19 protein-coding genes are annotated in these 18475 nt (G+C 64.1%); 12 read left to right on the forward strand and 7 right to left on the reverse strand.

Features of this window, described 5'->3' with window-relative positions; translation table 11 throughout:
- The first annotated feature begins 50 nt into the window (after positions 1-50).
- On the forward strand, positions 51-1187 hold the full coding sequence (locus tag ACG0Z6_RS12225) for a 3-deoxy-7-phosphoheptulonate synthase (protein WP_394461772.1): 1137 nt from the start codon (positions 51-53) through the stop codon (positions 1185-1187).
- 149 nt (positions 1188-1336) lie between these two features.
- Entirely contained in the window at positions 1337-3220 is a 1884-nt protein-coding gene (htpG, locus tag ACG0Z6_RS12230; protein WP_394461774.1) for a molecular chaperone HtpG, read from the forward strand.
- 18 nt (positions 3221-3238) lie between these two features.
- On the opposite strand, the gene ACG0Z6_RS12235 is transcribed toward htpG, so the two are convergent.
- The 3 genes from ACG0Z6_RS12235 to ACG0Z6_RS12245 form a co-directional block, all read right to left on the reverse strand.
- Positions 3239-4276, reverse strand: coding sequence for a serine/threonine protein kinase (locus tag ACG0Z6_RS12235; protein ID WP_394461777.1), 1038 nt, complete (start codon positions 4274-4276; stop codon positions 3239-3241).
- A gap of 63 nt (positions 4277-4339) precedes the next feature.
- Positions 4340-5008 carry a DUF2726 domain-containing protein gene (locus tag ACG0Z6_RS12240; protein WP_394461779.1) on the reverse strand — a complete coding sequence of 223 codons (669 nt, stop codon included), beginning with the start codon at positions 5006-5008 and terminating at the stop codon, positions 4340-4342.
- A 139-nt stretch (positions 5009-5147) separates the two neighbouring features.
- Complete coding sequence (locus ACG0Z6_RS12245; RefSeq protein ID WP_394461781.1) at positions 5148-5771, reverse strand: GNAT family N-acetyltransferase; 624 nt, start codon at positions 5769-5771, stop codon at positions 5148-5150.
- 398 nt (positions 5772-6169) lie between these two features.
- Here ACG0Z6_RS12245 and rplM point away from each other — a divergent pair, with 398 nt between their 5' ends.
- The 3 genes from rplM (at position 6170) to erpA (ending at position 7528) form a co-directional block, all read left to right on the forward strand.
- Entirely contained in the window at positions 6170-6598 is a 429-nt protein-coding gene (gene rplM, locus ACG0Z6_RS12250) for a 50S ribosomal protein L13 (RefSeq protein ID WP_394461783.1), read from the forward strand.
- 9 nt (positions 6599-6607) lie between these two features.
- On the forward strand, positions 6608-7000 hold the full coding sequence (rpsI, locus tag ACG0Z6_RS12255) for a 30S ribosomal protein S9 (RefSeq protein WP_394461785.1): 393 nt from the start codon (positions 6608-6610) through the stop codon (positions 6998-7000).
- A gap of 156 nt (positions 7001-7156) precedes the next feature.
- Positions 7157-7528, forward strand: coding sequence for an iron-sulfur cluster insertion protein ErpA (gene erpA / locus ACG0Z6_RS12260; protein ID WP_394461787.1), 372 nt, complete (start codon positions 7157-7159; stop codon positions 7526-7528).
- A gap of 79 nt (positions 7529-7607) precedes the next feature.
- On the opposite strand, the gene ACG0Z6_RS12265 is transcribed toward erpA, so the two are convergent.
- Positions 7608-8735, reverse strand: a complete 1128-nt coding sequence (locus tag ACG0Z6_RS12265; RefSeq protein ID WP_394461789.1) for an anhydro-N-acetylmuramic acid kinase — start codon at positions 8733-8735, stop codon at positions 7608-7610.
- Positions 8736-8779: 44 nt separating this feature from the next.
- The gene (locus ACG0Z6_RS12270; RefSeq protein ID WP_419964622.1) at positions 8780-10162 is read right to left on the reverse strand and encodes a peptidoglycan DD-metalloendopeptidase family protein; all 1383 of its coding nucleotides are present in this window, start codon (positions 10160-10162) and stop codon (positions 8780-8782) included.
- Between the two features lie 218 nt (positions 10163-10380).
- Here ACG0Z6_RS12270 and tyrS point away from each other — a divergent pair, with 218 nt between their 5' ends.
- Positions 10381-11619, forward strand: coding sequence for a tyrosine--tRNA ligase (tyrS, locus tag ACG0Z6_RS12275; RefSeq protein WP_394461791.1), 1239 nt, complete (start codon positions 10381-10383; stop codon positions 11617-11619).
- 15 nt (positions 11620-11634) lie between these two features.
- On the opposite strand, the gene ACG0Z6_RS12280 is transcribed toward tyrS, so the two are convergent.
- Together ACG0Z6_RS12280 and ACG0Z6_RS12285 are read right to left on the reverse strand one after the other, a co-directional pair.
- On the reverse strand, positions 11635-12345 hold the full coding sequence (locus tag ACG0Z6_RS12280) for a PEP-CTERM sorting domain-containing protein (protein WP_394461793.1): 711 nt from the start codon (positions 12343-12345) through the stop codon (positions 11635-11637).
- A gap of 97 nt (positions 12346-12442) precedes the next feature.
- Entirely contained in the window at positions 12443-14341 is a 1899-nt protein-coding gene (locus tag ACG0Z6_RS12285; RefSeq protein ID WP_394461795.1) for an endonuclease/exonuclease/phosphatase family protein, read from the reverse strand.
- A 182-nt stretch (positions 14342-14523) separates the two neighbouring features.
- On the opposite strand from ACG0Z6_RS12285, the gene ACG0Z6_RS12290 reads away from it, so the two are divergent.
- From ACG0Z6_RS12290 to hisA, 6 genes are all read left to right on the forward strand, one after another.
- A complete protein-coding gene (locus ACG0Z6_RS12290) occupies positions 14524-14775 on the forward strand; it encodes a CopG family transcriptional regulator (protein ID WP_394461797.1) in 252 nt (83 codons plus the stop codon).
- Positions 14772-15215 (forward strand): PIN domain-containing protein, encoded by a 444-nt coding sequence (locus ACG0Z6_RS12295; protein ID WP_394461799.1) that lies wholly within the window; start codon positions 14772-14774, stop codon positions 15213-15215. The genes ACG0Z6_RS12290 and ACG0Z6_RS12295 overlap by 4 nt, the downstream gene beginning before the upstream one ends.
- 28 nt (positions 15216-15243) lie before the next feature.
- The gene (hisC, locus tag ACG0Z6_RS12300) at positions 15244-16329 is read left to right on the forward strand and encodes a histidinol-phosphate transaminase (RefSeq protein ID WP_394461801.1); all 1086 of its coding nucleotides are present in this window, start codon (positions 15244-15246) and stop codon (positions 16327-16329) included.
- A gap of 18 nt (positions 16330-16347) precedes the next feature.
- A complete protein-coding gene (gene hisB / locus ACG0Z6_RS12305; RefSeq protein WP_394461803.1) occupies positions 16348-16935 on the forward strand; it encodes an imidazoleglycerol-phosphate dehydratase HisB in 588 nt (195 codons plus the stop codon).
- Entirely contained in the window at positions 16935-17606 is a 672-nt protein-coding gene (gene hisH / locus ACG0Z6_RS12310) for an imidazole glycerol phosphate synthase subunit HisH (RefSeq protein WP_394461805.1), read from the forward strand. The genes hisB and hisH overlap by 1 nt, the downstream gene beginning before the upstream one ends.
- 92 nt (positions 17607-17698) lie before the next feature.
- Positions 17699-18442, forward strand: coding sequence for a 1-(5-phosphoribosyl)-5-[(5-phosphoribosylamino)methylideneamino]imidazole-4-carboxamide isomerase (gene hisA, locus ACG0Z6_RS12315; protein WP_394461807.1), 744 nt, complete (start codon positions 17699-17701; stop codon positions 18440-18442).
- Positions 18443-18475: the final 33 nt, after the last annotated feature.

Here is an 18475-nt window from a genome sequence, read left to right on the forward strand (position 1 = left end):
GCCCTTCCACTTCCGATTTCCCCACCATCGCCCGCATAGGAACCCGCCGCATGAACGCCAAACACAGCAGCACCAGTCCGCAACCCGCTGCCGAACGCTGGTACTCGCCGCAAGACAAGACCAGCGAGACCGACGATCAGCGCATCAGCGACATCACGCCGCTGCCGCCGCCCGAGCACCTCATCCGCTTCTTCCCAATTCGCGGCACGCCCATGGAGCAGCTGGTGGTGGGCACGCGCCAGCGCATCCGCGACATCATGCGGCGCAAGGACGACCGGCTGCTGGTCATCATCGGCCCCTGCTCGATTCACGACCCCAGCGCAGCGTTGGACTACGCGCGCCAGCTCTTGGCGCAGCGCCAGCGCTATGCCGACACGCTGGAGATCGTGATGCGCGTCTACTTCGAAAAGCCGCGCACCACCGTGGGCTGGAAGGGTTTGATCAACGATCCCTATCTGGACGAGAGCTACCGCATCGACGAAGGCCTGCGCATTGCGCGCCAGCTGCTGCTGGAGATCAACCGCCTGGGCCTGCCCGCGGCGTCGGAGTTTTTGGACGTGATCTCGCCGCAATACATCGGTGACCTGATCTCCTGGGGCGCCATTGGTGCGCGCACCACCGAAAGCCAGGTGCACCGCGAGCTGGCTTCGGGCCTGTCTGCCCCCATTGGTTTCAAAAACGGCACCGACGGCAACCTCAAAATCGCCTGCGACGCCATCCAGGCCGCGGCACGGCCGCACCACTTTTTGTCGGTGCACAAGAACGGCCAGGTCGCCATTGTTGAGACCAAGGGCAACAAGGACTGCCATGTGATTTTGCGTGGCGGGAAAGTGCCCAACTACGACGCTCAAAGCGTGGCCCAGGCCAGTGCCGAGCTCAGCGCCGCCAAGCTCGAAGCGCGGCTGATGGTGGATTGCTCGCACGGCAACAGCAGCAAGCAGCACCAGCGCCAAATCGATGTGGCGCAAGACATTGCCGCGCAAATTCGCGGCGGCAGCACCCACATCTTTGGTGTGATGGTGGAGAGTCATCTGCAAGGCGGTGCCCAGAAGTTCAGCCCCGGCAAAGACGACCCGGCCAAGCTGGTCTACGGCCAAAGCATCACCGACGCCTGCATCAACTGGGACGACTCCGTGGCCGTGCTCGACACCCTGAGCGAAGCCGTGCGCGCCGCCCGCGCAGGCTGAGCGTTGTGGGAGTGGCGGGAGTGGCGGGAGTGGCGAAAAAGGGGGGCTCTTGAAAGGCGTGGGAGCGTCCCCATATGGCCCTGGCGTGGGCAGCTTCTCCAAGGGGAGCTGCCCCAAAGATTTTTGTTGTTACACACCACACACACGCCATGGACAAGAAAACACACGCCTTTCAGGCCGAGGTCAAACAGATCCTGCATCTGGTGACCCACTCCCTGTACTCCAACAAGGAAATCTTCCTGCGTGAACTCGTCTCCAACGCCTCGGACGCCTGCGACAAGCTGCGTTTCGAAGCACTGGACCAGGCCGCGCTGTACGAGGACGCACCCAATCTGGAGGTGCGTGTGTTCTTTGATGCCGAGGCCAAGACGCTGACCATCCGTGACAACGGCATTGGCATGAGCGCCGACGAGGCCGTGGCCCACCTGGGCACCATTGCCAAGAGCGGCACGCGCGAGTTCATGGCACGCCTCGAAGGCGACCAGAAGAAAGACGCCAACCTCATCGGCCAGTTCGGGGTGGGTTTTTACTCGGGCTTTATCGTGGCCGACCGCATCACGGTCGAGTCGCGCCGTGCGGGCCTGCCTGCCGATCAAGGCGTGCGCTGGAGCAGCGAGGGCACGGGCGACTTTGAAGTCGAGGCCATCCACAAGGCCAGCCGCGGCACCGATGTGATCCTGCACCTGCGCGACGGCGAGGAAGACTTCCTCAGCACCTGGCGCCTGAAGTCCATCATCAGCAAATACTCTGACCACATCTCGCTGCCCATCTTGATGCAGAAGGAGAGCTGGGACGCCGAAGCCGGCAAGCAGGTCAAGAGCGAGGACGAGTGGGAGAGCGTCAACAAGGCCTCCGCGCTGTGGGCCCGCAGCAAGAGCGAGGTGACGCAGGAGGAGTACGACAGCTTCTACAAGCAAATCAGCTACGACACCGAAGCCCCGCTGGCCCACACGCACAACCGCGTGGAAGGCCGCAGCGAATACACGCAGCTGCTCTACATCCCGGCCAAGGCTCCGTTTGACCTGTGGAACCGCGATAAGCGCGGCGGCGTCAAGCTCTACGTCAAGCGCGTCTTCATCATGGACGACGCTGAAAGCCTGATGCCGGTGTACCTGCGCTTTGTCAAAGGCGTGATCGACTCGGCCGATTTGCCCCTCAACGTCAGCCGCGAGCTGCTGCAGGAAAGCCGCGATGTGAAGGCCATTCGCGAGGGCTCGACCAAGCGCGTGCTCTCCATGCTCGAAGCCCTGGCCAACAGCGAAGACGCTGCCGAGCGCGACAAATACGCCGCGTTCTGGAAGGACTTCGGCCAAGTGCTCAAAGAAGGCATTGGCGAAGACCATCAAAACCAAGAGCGCCTGGCCAAGCTCTGCCGCTTTGCCTCCACCCAGGCCGAAGAGGGCGTGTCTTTTGCCGACTATGTGGCGCGCATGAAAGAAAGCCAGGAGGCCATCTACTACATCAGCGCCGACAGCTTGGCCGCCGCCAAGAACAGCCCGCAGCTTGAAATCTTCCGCAAGAAGGGCATCGAGGTGCTGCTGCTGACCGACCGCGTGGACGAGTGGATGCTCTCGCACCTCTACGAGTTCGAGGGCAAGCCGCTGCAGTCCGTGGCCAAGGGCGCCGTGGACCTGGGCACGCTGCAGGACGAGGAAGAGAAGAAGAAGGTCGAGCAAGCCGCCGAAGCCTTCAAGCCCGTGCTGGAGCGCCTCAAAGAAGCCCTCAAGGACCGTGCCAAAGACGTGCGCGTGACCACGCGCTTGGTGGATTCACCCGCCTGCGTGGTGGTGGAGCAAGGCGATATGAGCCCGCACCTGACGCGCCTGCTCAAGCAAGCCGGGCAAAGCGCCCCGGTCTCGCTACCCACCCTGGAAGTGAACCCTGAGCACGCCCTGGTGAAAAAGCTCGACGGCTCGACCCACTTCGAGGACCTGGCCCAGGTCTTGTTCGACCAAGCCCTGCTGGCCGAAGGCGGCCAGCTTGACGACCCCGCGGCCTATGTGCGCCGCGTCAACGCTTTGTTGTTGGGTTGAAAGAGGTTCGGGGCTTCCTCATTTGAAGCCCTTGTCGAACTCAAACGGCTCGTCGTCTGGGTCGTAGGGGCGTGCCGGGGGCGGGGTGTCGGCGGCCTCGCTCATGGCTTCGAGCTGCTCGCGCAGCTGAATGGTTTGGTCGCTCCAGTAGTTGGGCGTGCCAAACCATGGGAAGGCGGCTGGGAAGGCCGGGTCTTCCCAGCGCCGCGCCAGCCAGGCGCTGTGATGGATCATGCGCTGGGTGCGTAGCGCTTCGATCAAGGCCAGCTCGCGGCGGTCGAAGGGCCGCACGCTTTCGTAGCCTTCCAGCAGGGCTTGCAGCGGGCGTTCGGCGGCGTGGCGCTCGCCCGGCAGCAGCATCCAGAGGTCTTGCACCGCTGGGCCCATGACGGCGTCGTCCAAGTCCACAAAATGCGGCCCCTGGTCGGGTGTCCAGAGAATGTTGCCGGGGTGGCAGTCACCGTGCAGGCGCAGGGTCTGGAGCTGGGGCAGTTCGGCAAAGGCTGCAGCAATCAGGGTCACGCATTGGCGTGCAGCGGCCAACCAGGCGGCGGCTTGTGCCGGGGGGATGAGGTTTTGGGCTTCCAGCCAATCGCAGGCATCCCGAGCCGGCGTGGCACTGTCCCAGCGCACGCGCTGCACAAAGGCTTGGCGCTGGCCTACCAGGTGGATGCGCGCCAAGTAGCGGCCTATCCAGCGCAGCACTTCGGGGTCTTCCAGCTCGGGCGCACGGCCGCCCTGACGCGGGCTCACCGCAAAGCGCATGCCTGCGTGGTGCAGCAGCGTCTGACCTTGGTGGCGCAAGGGCGCCACCACAGGCACTTCGTCGTTTTGCAAGTCCTGCGCGAACTGGTGCTCTTCCAGGATTTGCGCATCACTCCAGCGCTGCGGGCGGTAGAACTTGGCCACCACGGCGCTGCCGTCTTCCAAGTGGACTTGCAGCACGCGGTTTTCGTAGGAATTGAGCTGCAGCACGCGACCATCGCCCCGCCAGCCGTGGCGCTCCAGGGCATCCAGCATCAGGTCGGGGGTCAGAGTGGCGAAAGCGGGATCCATGGTGGCACCTACAGCGCCAACATCGCGGCACTGCCAATCAAGCAGCGCGCATTGGAGCACAGCTCAGCTGTGGCTGCGCAAGGCGGACCGAAGACGGTTGCGCGCCATTTGGGCCGATGCCCCAGCGCGTGCCAAATTGCGTGCAGTCCGCGGCGCGGCGCTGTCCTTGGTCGGTGCGGCAGGCGGCGGTGTGGCTGGGCCACGCTGTGGCGAGCTGGGCAGCAGGGCCTCGCTTCCTATGCTCTGCGGCGTTGAGGCGCTGCGCTCGGCCTGCATGAGTTTGCGCAGCTCGTCGGCGCTTGGTAATTCGCGCAACGAGCAGTGCAAATAGGGAATGGAGCAAGCGCGCAGCACGCGCAGCTTGATCAGCTTGGCGCGTTCGGACTGGCGGTTGTCGTGCTCCAGCACCAACAAGACGCGGCCGCTTGCGCTGCAGACAACGTGTTGGGCATGAATGGTGCCCAGCAGGCGATACCAGTAGGCGCGCTCTTGAATGTCATCGCTTTGGCACAAGCGAATCAGCGGCAGCTTGCTCAGCACCACGCAATCCGCAAGGGCCTCGCGCAAGTGGCGGTGTACGCGCCGCTCGTCGCGTGCGAAGACGGGCCGCTTGGACAGTGCCCAGTGTGTGGGCAATCGCCTCTGCTGCCACCACGCCCGCGCATGCCAGTACACCGACAGCCCCAACAGGGCCGCCAGTGTTGTGGTGGCAAATTTCCATGTCCAGTCCATGGTCGAGGGCGTGTGAACGACGGTCGGACGTTCGAGAGCGGCGGCGATGTCAAGAACTGTAGACGAGGGACATAGAGGTCGCTGCGCTGACCCCCAGGGATGCGGGGCCGGGTCTACCGCATTAGGGTCGGGTGTGCGCTCAGGGGTTGGCCCTGAGGTGTCGGCGCAGCCAGTCGGCGGCTTTGACAAGAGTCGTTTTCAGGACATGCACGCTGTGCAAATGCTGCTTGAGTTGGAAATCCATCTCGGCTGCATGCCGCTCCAGGGCCTCGTCCACATGGGAGCCGACCGAGTCCAAGGGCAGTCGCAGCCATGCCTCGGATTCACCACCGTCACGCTCCACCCGTGCGCCAGCTTTGCGGGCAATGCGCAGCATGGGCGCGTTTTCACTCAGCGCGTGAATGAAAAGGGTGTCAATGCCGCGGTTGCGTGCATGCAAGGCCGCGCACTGAAACAGCCGTGCGCCTAAGCCCTTGCCGCGCGCGGTGGCCAGGACGGACACGCCGAACTCCGCCATGGCGGGTTGGCCCGGGCGCTGCGGTTCGGGCGCATAGGCCAAGTGCGCCACGGCCACCAGGGTCAGGCGTCGGTTAAAGATGCCCAGCACTTCGTCGGTGTCGAAATTCAGGCGCTGTGCGTAGGCGAGAATTTGTTCGTCAGACGCGGCGTAACCAAAGCGCAGATAGCGGTCGCGCTCGTTGAGGGTGAGCAGATGTTCCCGCACCCGAGCGCGGTGACGCCGCTGCAGGGTGCGAACAGGCACCCAGTCGGTCCACAAGCTAAAAGCACGCTTCCACCATGAGCGGGGCGGGGCGGTGTTGGGCAGAGGGTCCATGGGGTCCTGGGGCAGCGCGCCATTCTATGAGGGCTTCCACCTACGCTGGCGTGACCCCGACCGCCCAGGGATTCGGGGGCAGATGCGCGTTTTCAAAGACTTTGCTACACTTGCAGGCTTTCCCGTAAATGGCTGCGGGAATTGACTTCGCGAGAGGCTGCCTTCTTCGCCTATGCCTTCGGGTAGACGGTGGGGTCCATAAGCAGCACCGAGCAAGGTGCGCTCTTCGGAGGCGAAGGCTTTTTGAGCTTTGTCCAGAAAGAGCGTTTCAGCCAAGCAATGACTGCGAGCCCTTTGCGGGGCCTGCAGGCAACCGAAAGTAACTCATGAAGACCTTCAGCGCCAAGCCGGCCGAGGTGACGCACGAGTGGTTTGTGATTGACGCCACCGATAAGGTGCTCGGACGTGTCGCCAGCGAAGTGGCACTCCGTTTGCGCGGCAAGCACAAGGCCATCTACACGCCTCACGTCGATACCGGTGATTTCATCGTCATCGTCAACGCCGACAAAATCCGTGTCACCGGCAACAAGGCCACGGACAAGGTGTACTACCGTCACTCGGGCTTCCCCGGCGGCATCTACGCCACGAAGTTCAAGGACATGCAAGCCAAGCACCCAGGTCGCGCCCTGGAGAAGGCCGTCAAGGGCATGCTGCCCAAGGGTCCGCTGGGCTACGCGATGATCAAGAAGCTGAAGGTGTACGCTGGCGCAAGCCACCCGCACACTGCCCAGCAGCCCAAGGTTCTGGACATCTAAGGAACGGCCATGATCGGAAACTGGAACTACGGTACCGGCCGTCGCAAGTCGTCGGTGGCTCGTGTCTTCATCAAGAAGGGCACCGGGCAAATCATCATCAACGGCCGCAGCATTGAGCAGTACTTTGGCCGTCAAACCTCCATCATGGTGGCGCGCCAAGCTCTGGTGCTGACCAACAACGGTGAAGCCTTTGACATCAAGGTCAACGTGCACGGTGGTGGTGAGTCGGGTCAAGCCGGTGCTGTCCGTTTGGGCATCACCCGTGCTCTGATCGAGTACGACGCAGCCCTCAAGCCCGAACTGAGCCGCGCTGGCTTCGTCACGCGTGATGCGCGTGAAGTCGAGCGTAAGAAGGTCGGTCTGCACGGCGCTCGTCGCCGGAAGCAGTTCAGCAAGCGCTGATGCTTGCACCAGCCTCCGGGCTGGTCTGCCTTGCTCAAAAGGCCGCTGCTTGCAGCGGCCTTTTTCATGACCTGGGTATTTTGCGCATCGCCCCAGCATTTGGGGGAGTGCGTGATAATCCGAGTCAATTCCCAGGAAATTCATCAGGATCAGCCCATGAGCGCCGTACTCGACACGCCAGCCACTTCTGACAACATGCCCGCTCCGCTTGTGTTCACGGACGCAGCCGCAGCCAAAGTGGCGGACTTGGTGGCCGAAGAAGGCAACCCCGATTTGAAGCTGCGCGTGTTTGTGCAGGGCGGTGGCTGCTCCGGCTTCCAATATGGTTTCACCTTCGACGAGGTGGCCAATGAAGACGATATGCAGATGAACAAAAACGGCGTCACCTTGCTCATCGACGCCATGAGTCTGCAGTACCTCACTGGTGCTGAGATCGACTACAAAGAAGATCTGCAGGGGGCGCAGTTCGTGATCAAAAACCCCAATGCCACCACCACCTGTGGTTGCGGGTCGAGCTTCTCGGTCTGAGTTGCCCGAAGCCCACTGAGATGGCCGCCTTCGGGCGGCTTTTCTATTTGAGGGCTGCGAACAAATCGCGCGGGCCAGATCAGGCCGGGCAGTAGCTGCCCAGAATGCGCGCGCCTCGGGCGCCTGTTACGCCCGGAAGATTGCCGGTTTGCTGGTTGATGTGGCACCAAGCCAGCCAAGCAAAAGCGGCGGCCTCCATGTGCATGGGGTCTATGCCACGCACGGCCGTGGTGAGTACGTGAAGCTGGGGATTCAGGGCTTGCAGGCGAGCCATCAGGACGCTGTTGAAGACGCCACCGCCGCACACCAGCAGTTCTTCGTACAGCCCCTGGCCATGGCTTTGCAGCGCGCGCGTGATGCTAAGCGCCGTGAACTCCAGCAAGGTGCGCTGCACGTCTTGGGCTGGCGCGGCCGTGCTGCCGTTGGCGCTGAGCTGGGTTTGCAGCCAAGCTGGGTTGAAGTCGTCGCGTCCGGTGCTGCAGGGCGGGTGGCGCTCGAAGTAGGGGTGGCTCAGCAGCTGATCGAGCAGGCTCGGGATCAAGTGACCTTGGGCGGCCCAGGCGCCAGCATCGTCGTAGGACTTGCCCAGATGCTGCTCGCACCAGCCGTCCATCAGGCAGTTGCCTGGGCCGGTGTCGAAGCCCAGCACACTGCCGTCGTGATGCAGCAGGCTGAGGTTGGCAATGCCGCCGATATTGAGCACGGCAATGTCTTGCGCGGCGCTGCCCAGCACGGCGCGGTGAAAGGCGGGCACCAGCGGCGCGCCTTGGCCGCCGGCAGCCAGGTCGCGGCTGCGCAAGTCATAGACCACGCCGATGCCGGTGAGCTCGGCCAGCAGTGCGGCGTTGAGCAGCTGACAGGTGTAGCCCACGCCGTCTGCAACGCCGGGCTGATGCCTGACGGTTTGTCCGTGTGCACCGATGGCGCGCACCGCCTCGGGCTGGACACCCGCCTGCGTCAAAACCGATTGGGTCACAGTGGCATAGGCTCGTGCAACGGCGTTGGCAGCCAGTGCAGCGCGGTGCAGTTCCTGCTCACCGGGGGTGTTGAGCGCCAGCAGCTCCTGGCGCAGTGCCGCGTCAAAGGCCTGATGAGCGTGCGCGATATGGCGCGGGGCCTCTGGGTGGCCCAGAGTCATCAGCACCGCATCCACCCCGTCCAGCGAGGTGCCGGACATGAGGCCCACATAGAGCGCTTCGGAGTTCAATACGGCCTTGGGAGTTGGCTTGCGTGCGCTTGAAGGGGGAGTTTTCAGTCCCCCACCACGCCTTGCGCCACGGTGGCAGCGCTTTCGAGTTTGGTGCGCACGGTGGCGAGCTGCGCCTGGAAGGCGGGGCGGGCATGAGATGCCAGCGCCACGGCCTCAGAGGCGCGCGCAATGGTGAGCGGATCTTTGTGCTGACCGTTGACGCGGAACTCAAAGTGCAGGTGCGGCCCTGTGGCCCAACCCGTGGCGCCCACGGCGCCCAGGCGCTGGCCTTGCTCGATACGCTGGCCCTTCTTCACGTCGATGCGGCTGAGGTGGGCGTAAACAGTGGTTTGTGAGGCGTTGTGCTTGATATAGACCACGTTGCCAAAGCCGTTTTGGCGGCCTGCAAACTCCACCACGCCGTCGCCCACGGTGCGAACAGGCGTACCGGTGGGGGCACCGTAGTCGGTGCCCAGGTGCTGGCGCCAGGTGCGCAGCACGGGGTGGAAACGCATGGCAAAGCCCGAAGTCACGCGAGAGAACTCTAGGGGGCTGGCCAGAAAGGTGCGGCGCTTGCTTTGGCCGTCAAAGCCATAGAAGCCGCCCTTTTTGCTGCTGGGGTCGTTGAACCACATGGCTTGCAAGGTGCGGCCGTTGTTGACGAACTCCGCAGCCAGCAAGCGGCTGGGGGTGGCGGTCCAGTTCACGGGCTCGCCGTCGGCGGTGAGGGTTTCGTACACCAGCGAGAAGCGGTCGCCTTTGCGAAGCTCGCGGTGGAAATCCAGTTCGCCCGAGAACATATCGGCCAGCTGCGAGGCCACAGCGTCGGGAATGCCGGCGTTGTCGGTGGCCGCGAACAGCGAACTCTCGATGCTGCCGCTGCCCAAGCGGATTTGGCTTTGCAGAGGCACCGTCTCCAGCCGGGCGCCGAATTGGCCGCTGGGCTTGCGCTCAATGGTCAGGCGCGAGAAGTGGCTGGCTTGCTGCTCTTGCGATGCGGCGGGGAAGCGCACCACCATGGACTTGACCTGCCCTTGGGCATTGGCCATGACTTGGACTTGCTTGCCCGCGCGGCCTTGCAGCACCTGGCGGCCCAGTTCGTCGTCGCGCAGGAAGCGGGCGGCCTCGCTGTCAAACGCGCCCAGGCGTTTGAGCAGGCTGTCGGCCGTGTCTTGGCTGCGGGTGCTGTCTGAGCGCGAGAGCGTGAAGTCGTGCGCCGCCAGCGCATCGAGCTGCGATTGCAGGTCGCCCAGCGCGACCGTCTGGACCACTTCGCTGCGAGGCAGCTCGGTGGCATCAGGGGCGTAGGGCGCAATACCGAAGGCGGTGATGGCAAAGGCGCTGAGCGCACCCAGTACCGAGCCCGTCAAAGCGTGCGGGTGGCGGGCGGCAAAGCCTTCTGCGCGCTGCAATGCTTGTCTGATACCGACAATCAAGTCACTCACGATGGTGTTTCCCGCGAAATCTTGTTGTGAGACTGCACCGAGTGTGGCGCGAGCGCTACTTCGAAGGCAGCGCATCTTAGAATTCGTGTCCCAATCGCGGGCTTACCCCTTGATTTCCGACCGCGCCGAGTATACCCGCCTGCGCGAAGGGGACCTGCGGGGAATCCCAGGCCTTTCTTCTGAGCTTTGCTGCGCTTTCGTGTGCGGCCGACACTGCCATGTCCACTGCTGATTCCAAGTCTGACGTTTCTGTTTTGAGCGATGAGGTGCAACACGCACTGGCTGTGTCTTTGGCTGGGGCGCATGAGCTGCTGCCGCGCGAGGAGTGGAGCAAGAAGTTGCAGCGCGCTGAGTCCAGCGGCGTGCCGCTGCGCATCAAGTTCGGCATGGACCCTACGGCGCCGGACCTGCACCTGGGCCACACGGTGGTGTTCAACAAGCTGCGCCAGCTGCAGCAGCTGGGGCACCAGGTGATTGCCTTGATTGGCGACTTCACCACCATGATTGGCGACCCCTCGGGGCGCAACAGCACGCGTCCGCCCCTGACGCGCGAGCAAATCGAAGCCAACGCCAAGACCTACTTTGACCAGCTGGGCTTGGTGCTGGACATGGACAAAACCGAGGTGCGCTACAACAGCGAGTGGTGCGATGCGCTGGGTGCGCGCGGCATGATTCAGCTCTCGGGCCACTACACCGTGGCGCGCATGCTCGAGCGCGACGACTTCACCAAGCGCTTTGGCAGCCAGACGCCCATCTCGGTGCACGAGTTTCTCTACCCGCTGGTGCAGGGCTATGACTCGGTGGCGCTCAAGAGTGATTTGGAACTCGGCGGCACGGACCAGAAGTTCAACCTGCTCATGGGGCGCCATTTGCAGGCGGAATATGGCCAGGAGCCGCAGTGCATTCTGACCATGCCGCTGTTGGTGGGCTTGGATGGCGTGGACAAGATGTCCAAGTCCAAAAACAACTACATCGGCATCAGCGAGCCCGCCAACACCATGTTCGCCAAGGTGATGTCCATCAGCGACGAGCTGATGTGGAACTGGTACGAGCTGCTGTCATTCCAGTCCCCCCAGGCTGTGGCGGCGCTGCGCCTGGAGGTGCAGGGTGGGCGCAATCCGCGCGACGCCAAAGTGGCTCTGGCCAAGGAAATCACGGCGCGCTTTCACAGCGCGGCCGCGGCTGAGGCGGCAGAGGCCGACTTCGTCAACCGTGCGCGGGGCGGCATTCCTGACGACATTCCTGAGCTGAGCCTGAGTGGCGCGCCCCAGGGTGTTGGGGCGCTGCTCAAGCAAGCTGGCTTGGTGGCTTCCGGCAGCGAGGCCATGCGCTTGATCGACCAAGGCGGCGTGAAAGTCGACGGCAGCGTGCTCAGAGACAAGGGCCTCAAGCTCGAGGCCGGCCAGTACGTGCTGCAGGTAGGCAAGCGCAAATTTGTGCGCCTCACGCTGAGCTGAGGCGCACCGCCTTCTTCAGCGCCGCCGTGCGCGGGCGCTGAGGGCACCCAGGCTGAACAGACCCAGCAGCAGCGTGGCGTAGGTGGCGGGTTCCGGTACGGCCGTGACCTGGCCTTGCAGTGTCACCATGTCCAGCCGCCAAGTGCCGGTGCTGCTGTAGCTGCTGCCCGTGGTGCTGGCGTCATAGCCCTGCGTGCCTGGTGCGAAGCTGGCCACCACGCGGATTTGCAGCTGGCTGTTGTTGGCGGCACCGGCCAGGGTGCTGAGGTCCACCCAGCGCTGGTTGTACCAGGTGTCGCTCTGCTGCACGGCGCTGAACTGGGCCACTTGTGTGAAGGTGACACCGTCTGTGGAGACCAGCACCGCTTCGTGGCGCGCCGAGGTGTTGCTGTGGCGCATGTCGTAGCTGAAGGAAAGCTGCTCCCAGCCCACGGTGCTGATGCTGAACTGCGCGCCCCGGCTGAGGTCGCCACTGCCCTGTGAGGCAAAGCCGCTGAGGTTCCAGCCCCAGTCGCTCGTGCTGGTGTCCGGGTCGCTGGAGCCGCCGTTGGCGTTGCCGCTGGCGAAGGTGGCGGTGGTGCCGATGAGCGCGGCTGAACCACTGCCCAGGCTGGGTGCTGTGGTGCCGCTGGCGCCGTTGAAATTCCACTGCGAAATGATGTCGGCATGGCTGACTGTGGCGGCTAGGCACAACGCAATGGCTGTGGCGATATGGCTTTGTTTCATGGTGCTTCAGCTCCTTTGGGCTTGGGGTGGGGAAAGAGGAAAGTGAGTGGGTAAATGATTTGCGCCGTGGTTGGGTGATGATGATTGGCTGTCGCGCTCAGCCGCGCCGTGCGCGCAGGCGCAGCAGCACCAGGCCTATGCCCATCAACACGGCGATCTGGGGCTCGGGCACAGCGGCGAGGTTGAGGGTCAGCAGCAGGGGGTCGTGGTCGGAGACTTGATCCGCGAACTCGCTGTTGGCGTGCACGATGTCGAACATGGACGCGCCCTGCAGATGGCGCGAGACGAACATGTGGTCCAGCTGCTGGGCATTGCCCTGGTAGATGTAGCTGTAGCGTTCTTGCGGCGAGAGGCTGTCGCTGAGGTTGACCAAGCCCGCGTCGAGCAGGGGCTTGAGGGTGTCGGCGAACTGGAAGTCGTTGAAGTCGCCGGTGACGATGATGTTGGCGTCAGGGTTGAGCGTAAGCAACTCGTGCACAAAGCCAGCCAGCACCTGAGCTTGCGCCAAGCGCTGGGTTTCGCTGCCGTTGACAGGTGCTTGGTCAGGCCCAAACAAGGGCTGGTCGCCGCCTTTGCTGTTGAAGTGGTTGGAGATGATGATGAGCTGCTGGCCCTGCACATTCATGTCCACCACCAAGGGCTTGCGGCTGTCGGTCCAGGCGCCGTTGTCGGGTGCTACGCGACCGGCCACGCAGGCAAAGCTCTGGGTCCCGCAGTGGAATTCCAGCTGCCCGTCCTGGCCCAGCGAGGCGCTGATGGCGTCGTTGCTGCCACCCACCTGCTTGCCCGCGTCAAAGCTCACGGTGCTGCGGTCATACAGAAAAGCCTGGCGGATATTGCCCCCGGGCTGGCCGCCGTCCTGGTTGTTGTTGGGGTTGATGGTGAGGTAGCCGTAGTCCTTGCCGGTCTGTGTTTTGATTTCTTGGGTCAGACGGCTCAGGGTGGTGTCGGCTGACACGGTGCCGTCGTTGGTCGCGCCGTTGTTGTCTTGCACCTCTTGCAGAGACAGGATTTGCGGCAGCGCGAGGTTGGTTTTGATTTGTTCGGTGATGGCCGTAAAGCGCGTGGCCGAGGCATTGCCGCCGAGGTTTTCCACGTTGTAGCTGGCAATGCCCAAAGCCCCTGGCGCGCGCGGCGCGGCCACCTCCCGGGTGAGCGGGTTGTTCACCGTGACAGGGGTTTGCGTCATGAAGAGCCGGTAGTTGCTCTCGGTGTAGTCGATCACGCCGACGATGTCGTCGATGCGTGCTCCCACGTTGACGTTGGGGCCCGCGACCATGCGGTTGTCCAGCGTCAGGCGATGGCCGTTGAACTGGCCTGGGGCGATCACGGCGGCACCGCGCGAGGACATCAGGCCGCTGTCGAGCTGGTTGCGGCTCACCACCACCGTGTCGCCGCTGCTGATGTTGCCGGTGGCGGCTACAGCCACGGCGCTGCCCATGCTCACGCGCATGCCTTCGAGGGACTCGTAAAAGTCCATGGCGTATTGGCTGGGCTGCAAGGTGTAGCCAGGGGCGGTTTCCACATTGCCTACGCGGGGTGCGATGGCGCTGGGGATGTTCCAGCCCGGGCTGCCCAGGGCAATGGCCGAGGGCAGGGCGTTGCCGCTGCTGATGCGCTGCCACGAGCCCGAGGCGCCGGCCGTGGCGTTGATCTCGGTCAGCGAGAGGTTGTTCGCGTTGTTGGTGCGGCGGAACTCCACCACGCGGCCGCTGACCGAGAGGGCGTCGCCCAGCAGGGGCTTGGCCGCCGTGCCCAGGAAGACGTAGATGGCGTCCGAGGTGCGCAAGTCACCGTCGCCGCTGTCCTGAATCCAAAAGCCGTTGTTGTCCAGCGCGGTGACGATGCCTTGGATGGCGCTGACTTGCTGGTTTTCAAACGGCGAGCGGTGGCTGCTGCCTTGCAGCGTGCCGATCTTGACGCCGCTGACTTGGGCTTGTGCGAGCAGGCTGAGCAGCCCCAGGGACAAGCCGATGCTTGGATAACGCTTGTTCATGAATCACCCTCTCTGTGTGTGTGATGTGTGACTTCGTTCACACCGTAGGTTGCCCTGATGACAATTTCATGTTGCACCGCGTCACCTGTTGGGGTTTGGCCCTGGGTCATGAGGCCCAAATGGGCGACAGGCAAGCGGCTTGTGTGGCGCTCCGGAATTGCGCAAATGGCAACACGAAGTTCGTGCAGCACGAACTTCGTGTTACTCTGGGCGCCATGAAGAACGTCACCGTCACCATGGAAGACCATGTGGCCGACTGGGCGCGCATGGAGGCTGCCCGGCGCAACACCAGCGTCTCGCGCCTGGTGGGGGAGATGCTGGCCGAGAAGATGCGGCATGACGACGCTTACGAGCGCGCGCTGCAAGACTGGCTGCACCGTGAGCGCAGCTGGGTGTCCGACGGTCGGGCCTACCCGGGGCGGGAGGTGTTGTGAGCACGGAGCTGGTGTTTGTGGACACCTCGGTGCTCATCCTCAGCGAGGACGGCGCCCAGCCCGAGGCGCGCGCGCAAGTGCTGGCCTGGTTGCGCCAGCTTTGGCAGGCCCGCAGCGGGCGCGTCTCCACCCAGGTGCTCAACGACTTTTATTGCTTGGTCACCACGCGCATCCAGCCCGGCATGCCGCATGGCGACGCACGCGCCGAGGTGCGCCGCTACCAGCGCTGGCAGCCCTGGGCCGTGGACCACGCCACGGTGGAGGCGGCCTGGTCGGTGGAGAGCCGCTTCGGGCTGCCCTATGCCGATGCGCTCATCGTCGCGGCAGCCAAAGCGCAGGGCTGCACGCGGCTGCTGAGCCTGACACTGCCGCACGAGGCGGTGTACGACAGCATCCAAGTGCTGGACCCCCGTCTAACCCCCGCACCGGTGGCGGCATGAACACCGGCGCGAACTGGGAGGCTTTGCCATGAGTCGCTTTTGGAGCCCTGTGGTTCACACGCTCACCCCCTATGTGCCGGGCGAGCAGCCGCGCATTGAGGGCTTGGTCAAGCTCAATACCAACGAGTGCCCCTACGGGCCCAGCCAAGCCGTGCTGCGCGCCATTGCCGAGGCTTCGGGCGAGGCTCTGCGTCTCTACCCCGACCCCCAGGCCAGCGCTTTGAAAGCCGCCGCGGCGCAGCTGCACCGGCTCAGCCCCGAGCAGGTGTTTGTGGGCAATGGCTCGGACGAGGTGCTGGCCCATGTCTTCATGGCGCTGCTCAAGCACGAGGCGCCGCTGCTGCTGCCCGACATTTCCTACAGCTTCTACCCCGTGTATGCGCGGCTCTACGGCATTGAGACGCGTCAGGTGGCGCTGGCCGAAGACTTCTCGCTGCGTGTGGACGACCTGCTGGCGGCTGGTCGCAACGGCGGCATCATCTTCGCCAATCCCAACGCCCCCACGGGTATGGCCTTGCCGCGCGCCGAGATCGAGCGCCTGCTGCAGGCCAACCGCGACTCGGTGGTGGTGGTGGACGAGGCCTATGTGGACTTCGGCGCTGAATCGGCCGATGTGCTGGTGCAGCACTACCCCAATGTGCTGGTGGTGTGCACGCTGTCCAAGAGCCGCGCGCTGGCGGGTTTGCGCGTGGGCTATGCATTGGGCCAGGCGCCCTTGATTGAGGCGCTCACGCGTGTGAAAGACAGCTTCAACTCCTACCCGCTGGACCGCCTGGCCATTGCAGGCGGTGTGGCCGCGCTGCAAGACACGGTCGGCTTCACACAGATGCGCCAGCGCATCATGGCCACGCGCCAGCGCCTCAGCCAAGCGCTGCGCCAGCGTGGCGCGCAGGTGCTGCCGTCGTCGGCCAATTTTGTGTTTGCGCGCCTGCCCGCCTGGACGGGGGCGGCGCTGGCGGCGGGGCTGCGCGAGCATCGCGTGCTGGTGCGGCATTTCGCCCAGCCCGCACGCATTGCGGACTTTGTTCGCATCAGCATCGGCACCGACGCGCAAATCGACACCCTGTTGCACGCCCTGGACGCCCTGCTGCAGGCGCCGCAATCCCACCGCTGACACGCAAGAGAGAGCCCCATGCGCACCGCTCAGATCACCCGCTCCACCAGCGAAACCCGCATCCGTGTTTCGCTCAACCTCGACGGCACCGGGCAGGCCAAGCTGCACACCGGCATTGGGTTTTTTGACCACATGCTGGACCAAATTGCGCGCCACGGTTTGATCGACCTGGAGATCGAAGCCGAGGGCGATTTGCACATCGACGGCCACCACACCGTGGAGGACGTGGGCATCACGCTGGGCCAGGCGGTGGCGCAGGCCATGGGCGACAAAAAAGGCATCACCCGCTACGGCCACAGCTATGTGCCGCTGGACGAAGCGCTGTCGCGCGTGGTGGTGGATTTTTCCGGCCGCCCGAGCCTGCACATGGATGTGCGCTTCACCGCCGCCGCCATTGGCGGGCTGGACACGCAGCTGGTGCACGAGTTCTTCCAAGGCTTTGTGAACCATGCGCAGGTGAGCTTGCACATCGACAACCTCAAAGGCCACAACGCCCACCACCAGGCCGAGACGGTGTTCAAAGCCTTTGGCCGCGCCTTGCGCATGGCCATGACGCCCGATGCGCGCAGCGCTGGTGTGGTGCCCTCCACCAAAGGGAGTTTGTGATGGGGCTGGCCGCGCCCAGCACAGCCCCTCGCAGCGTGGCCGTGGTGGACTACGGCATGGGCAATCTGCGCTCGGTGGCGCAGGCCGTGCGCGCCGCGGCGCAGCACCAGGGGGTGCAGGTGGAAATTGCCACGCGGCCCGAGCAAATCCACGCCGCCGAGCGCGTGGTGTTGCCGGGCCAGGGCGCTATGCGCGACTGCATGGCCGAGCTGCAAGCCAGCGGCATGCACGAGGCGCTGTTGCACGCGCTGCGCAACAAGCCGCTGCTGGGCGTGTGCGTGGGCATGCAGATGCTACTCACGCACAGCCAGGAGCAGGATACGCCGGGCCTGGATGTGTTTCCTGGCCGTGTGCGCCGCTTTGAATTGGAGGGTCAGCGCCAGGGCGATGGCAGCCGCTACAAGGTGCCGCAAATGGGCTGGAACCGGGTTCATCAAACCCGCCCCCACGCGCTGTGGCGGGGTATACCCGATCAGAGCTGGTACTACTTTGTGCACAGCTTTTATGCTTGCCCTGACGAACCCCTGCATACAGTGGGCCACACCGACTACGGCACTTGCTTTACCAGTGCCGTGGCGCGGGATAACATTTTTGCCACGCAGTTTCATCCTGAAAAAAGTGCCGACGCCGGACTGGCTTTGTTACGCAACTTCTTGCATTGGATGCCCTGAGCCGTGACCAAGCCTGCCCCTGCGATTGCACCTGCTGCGCACCTTTCACCCCCTGCCGCGCCACTGGCGCTCCAACTCCTACGTTTCGGGCCATGCTGCTGATCCCTGCCATTGACCTCAAAGACGGTAAATGCGTTCGCCTCCAACAAGGCGATATGAACCTCACCACCACCTTTGGTGAAGACCCCGTCGAAATGGCGCGGCGCTGGGTGGATGCCGGGGCGCGGCGCCTGCATCTGGTGGACCTCAACGGCGCCTTTGCGGGCAAGCCTGCCAACGAGGGTGCCATCCGCGCCATCCTGCGCGAGGTCGGCAGCGAGATTCCCGTGCAGCTGGGCGGCGGCATTCGCGACCTGGACACCATCGAGCGCTACCTCGACGCGGGCCTGAGCTACGTCATCATCGGCACCGCTGCGGTGAAGAACCCAGGTTTTTTGCAAGACGCCGCATCAGCCTTTGGCGGCGCGGTGCTGGTGGGCCTGGACGCGCGTGACGGCAAAGTGGCCACCGACGGCTGGAGCAAGCTCACCGGCCACGAGGTGGTGGATCTGGCGCGCAAGTTCGAGGACTACGGCGTGGAGGGCGTGATCTACACCGACATCGGGCGCGATGGCATGCTCAGCGGCATCAATATCGAAGCCACTGTGCGCCTGGCTCAGGCCCTGACCATGCCGGTCTATGCCTCCGGAGGCTTGTCGGGCATGGCCGACATCGAAGCCCTGTGCGCTGTGGAGCACGAGGGCGTGGACGGCGTGATTTGCGGCCGCGCCATCTACACCGGTGACCTGGACTTCGCTGCCGCACAAGCGCGCGCCGACGCGCTCACCGAAGTCTGAGCGGCTCCCCCCTTTTAGCCCCTACTCAAACAA

Source organism: Roseateles rivi (assembly GCF_043555845.1).
GTDB lineage: Bacteria > Pseudomonadota > Gammaproteobacteria > Burkholderiales > Burkholderiaceae_C > Roseateles > Roseateles rivi.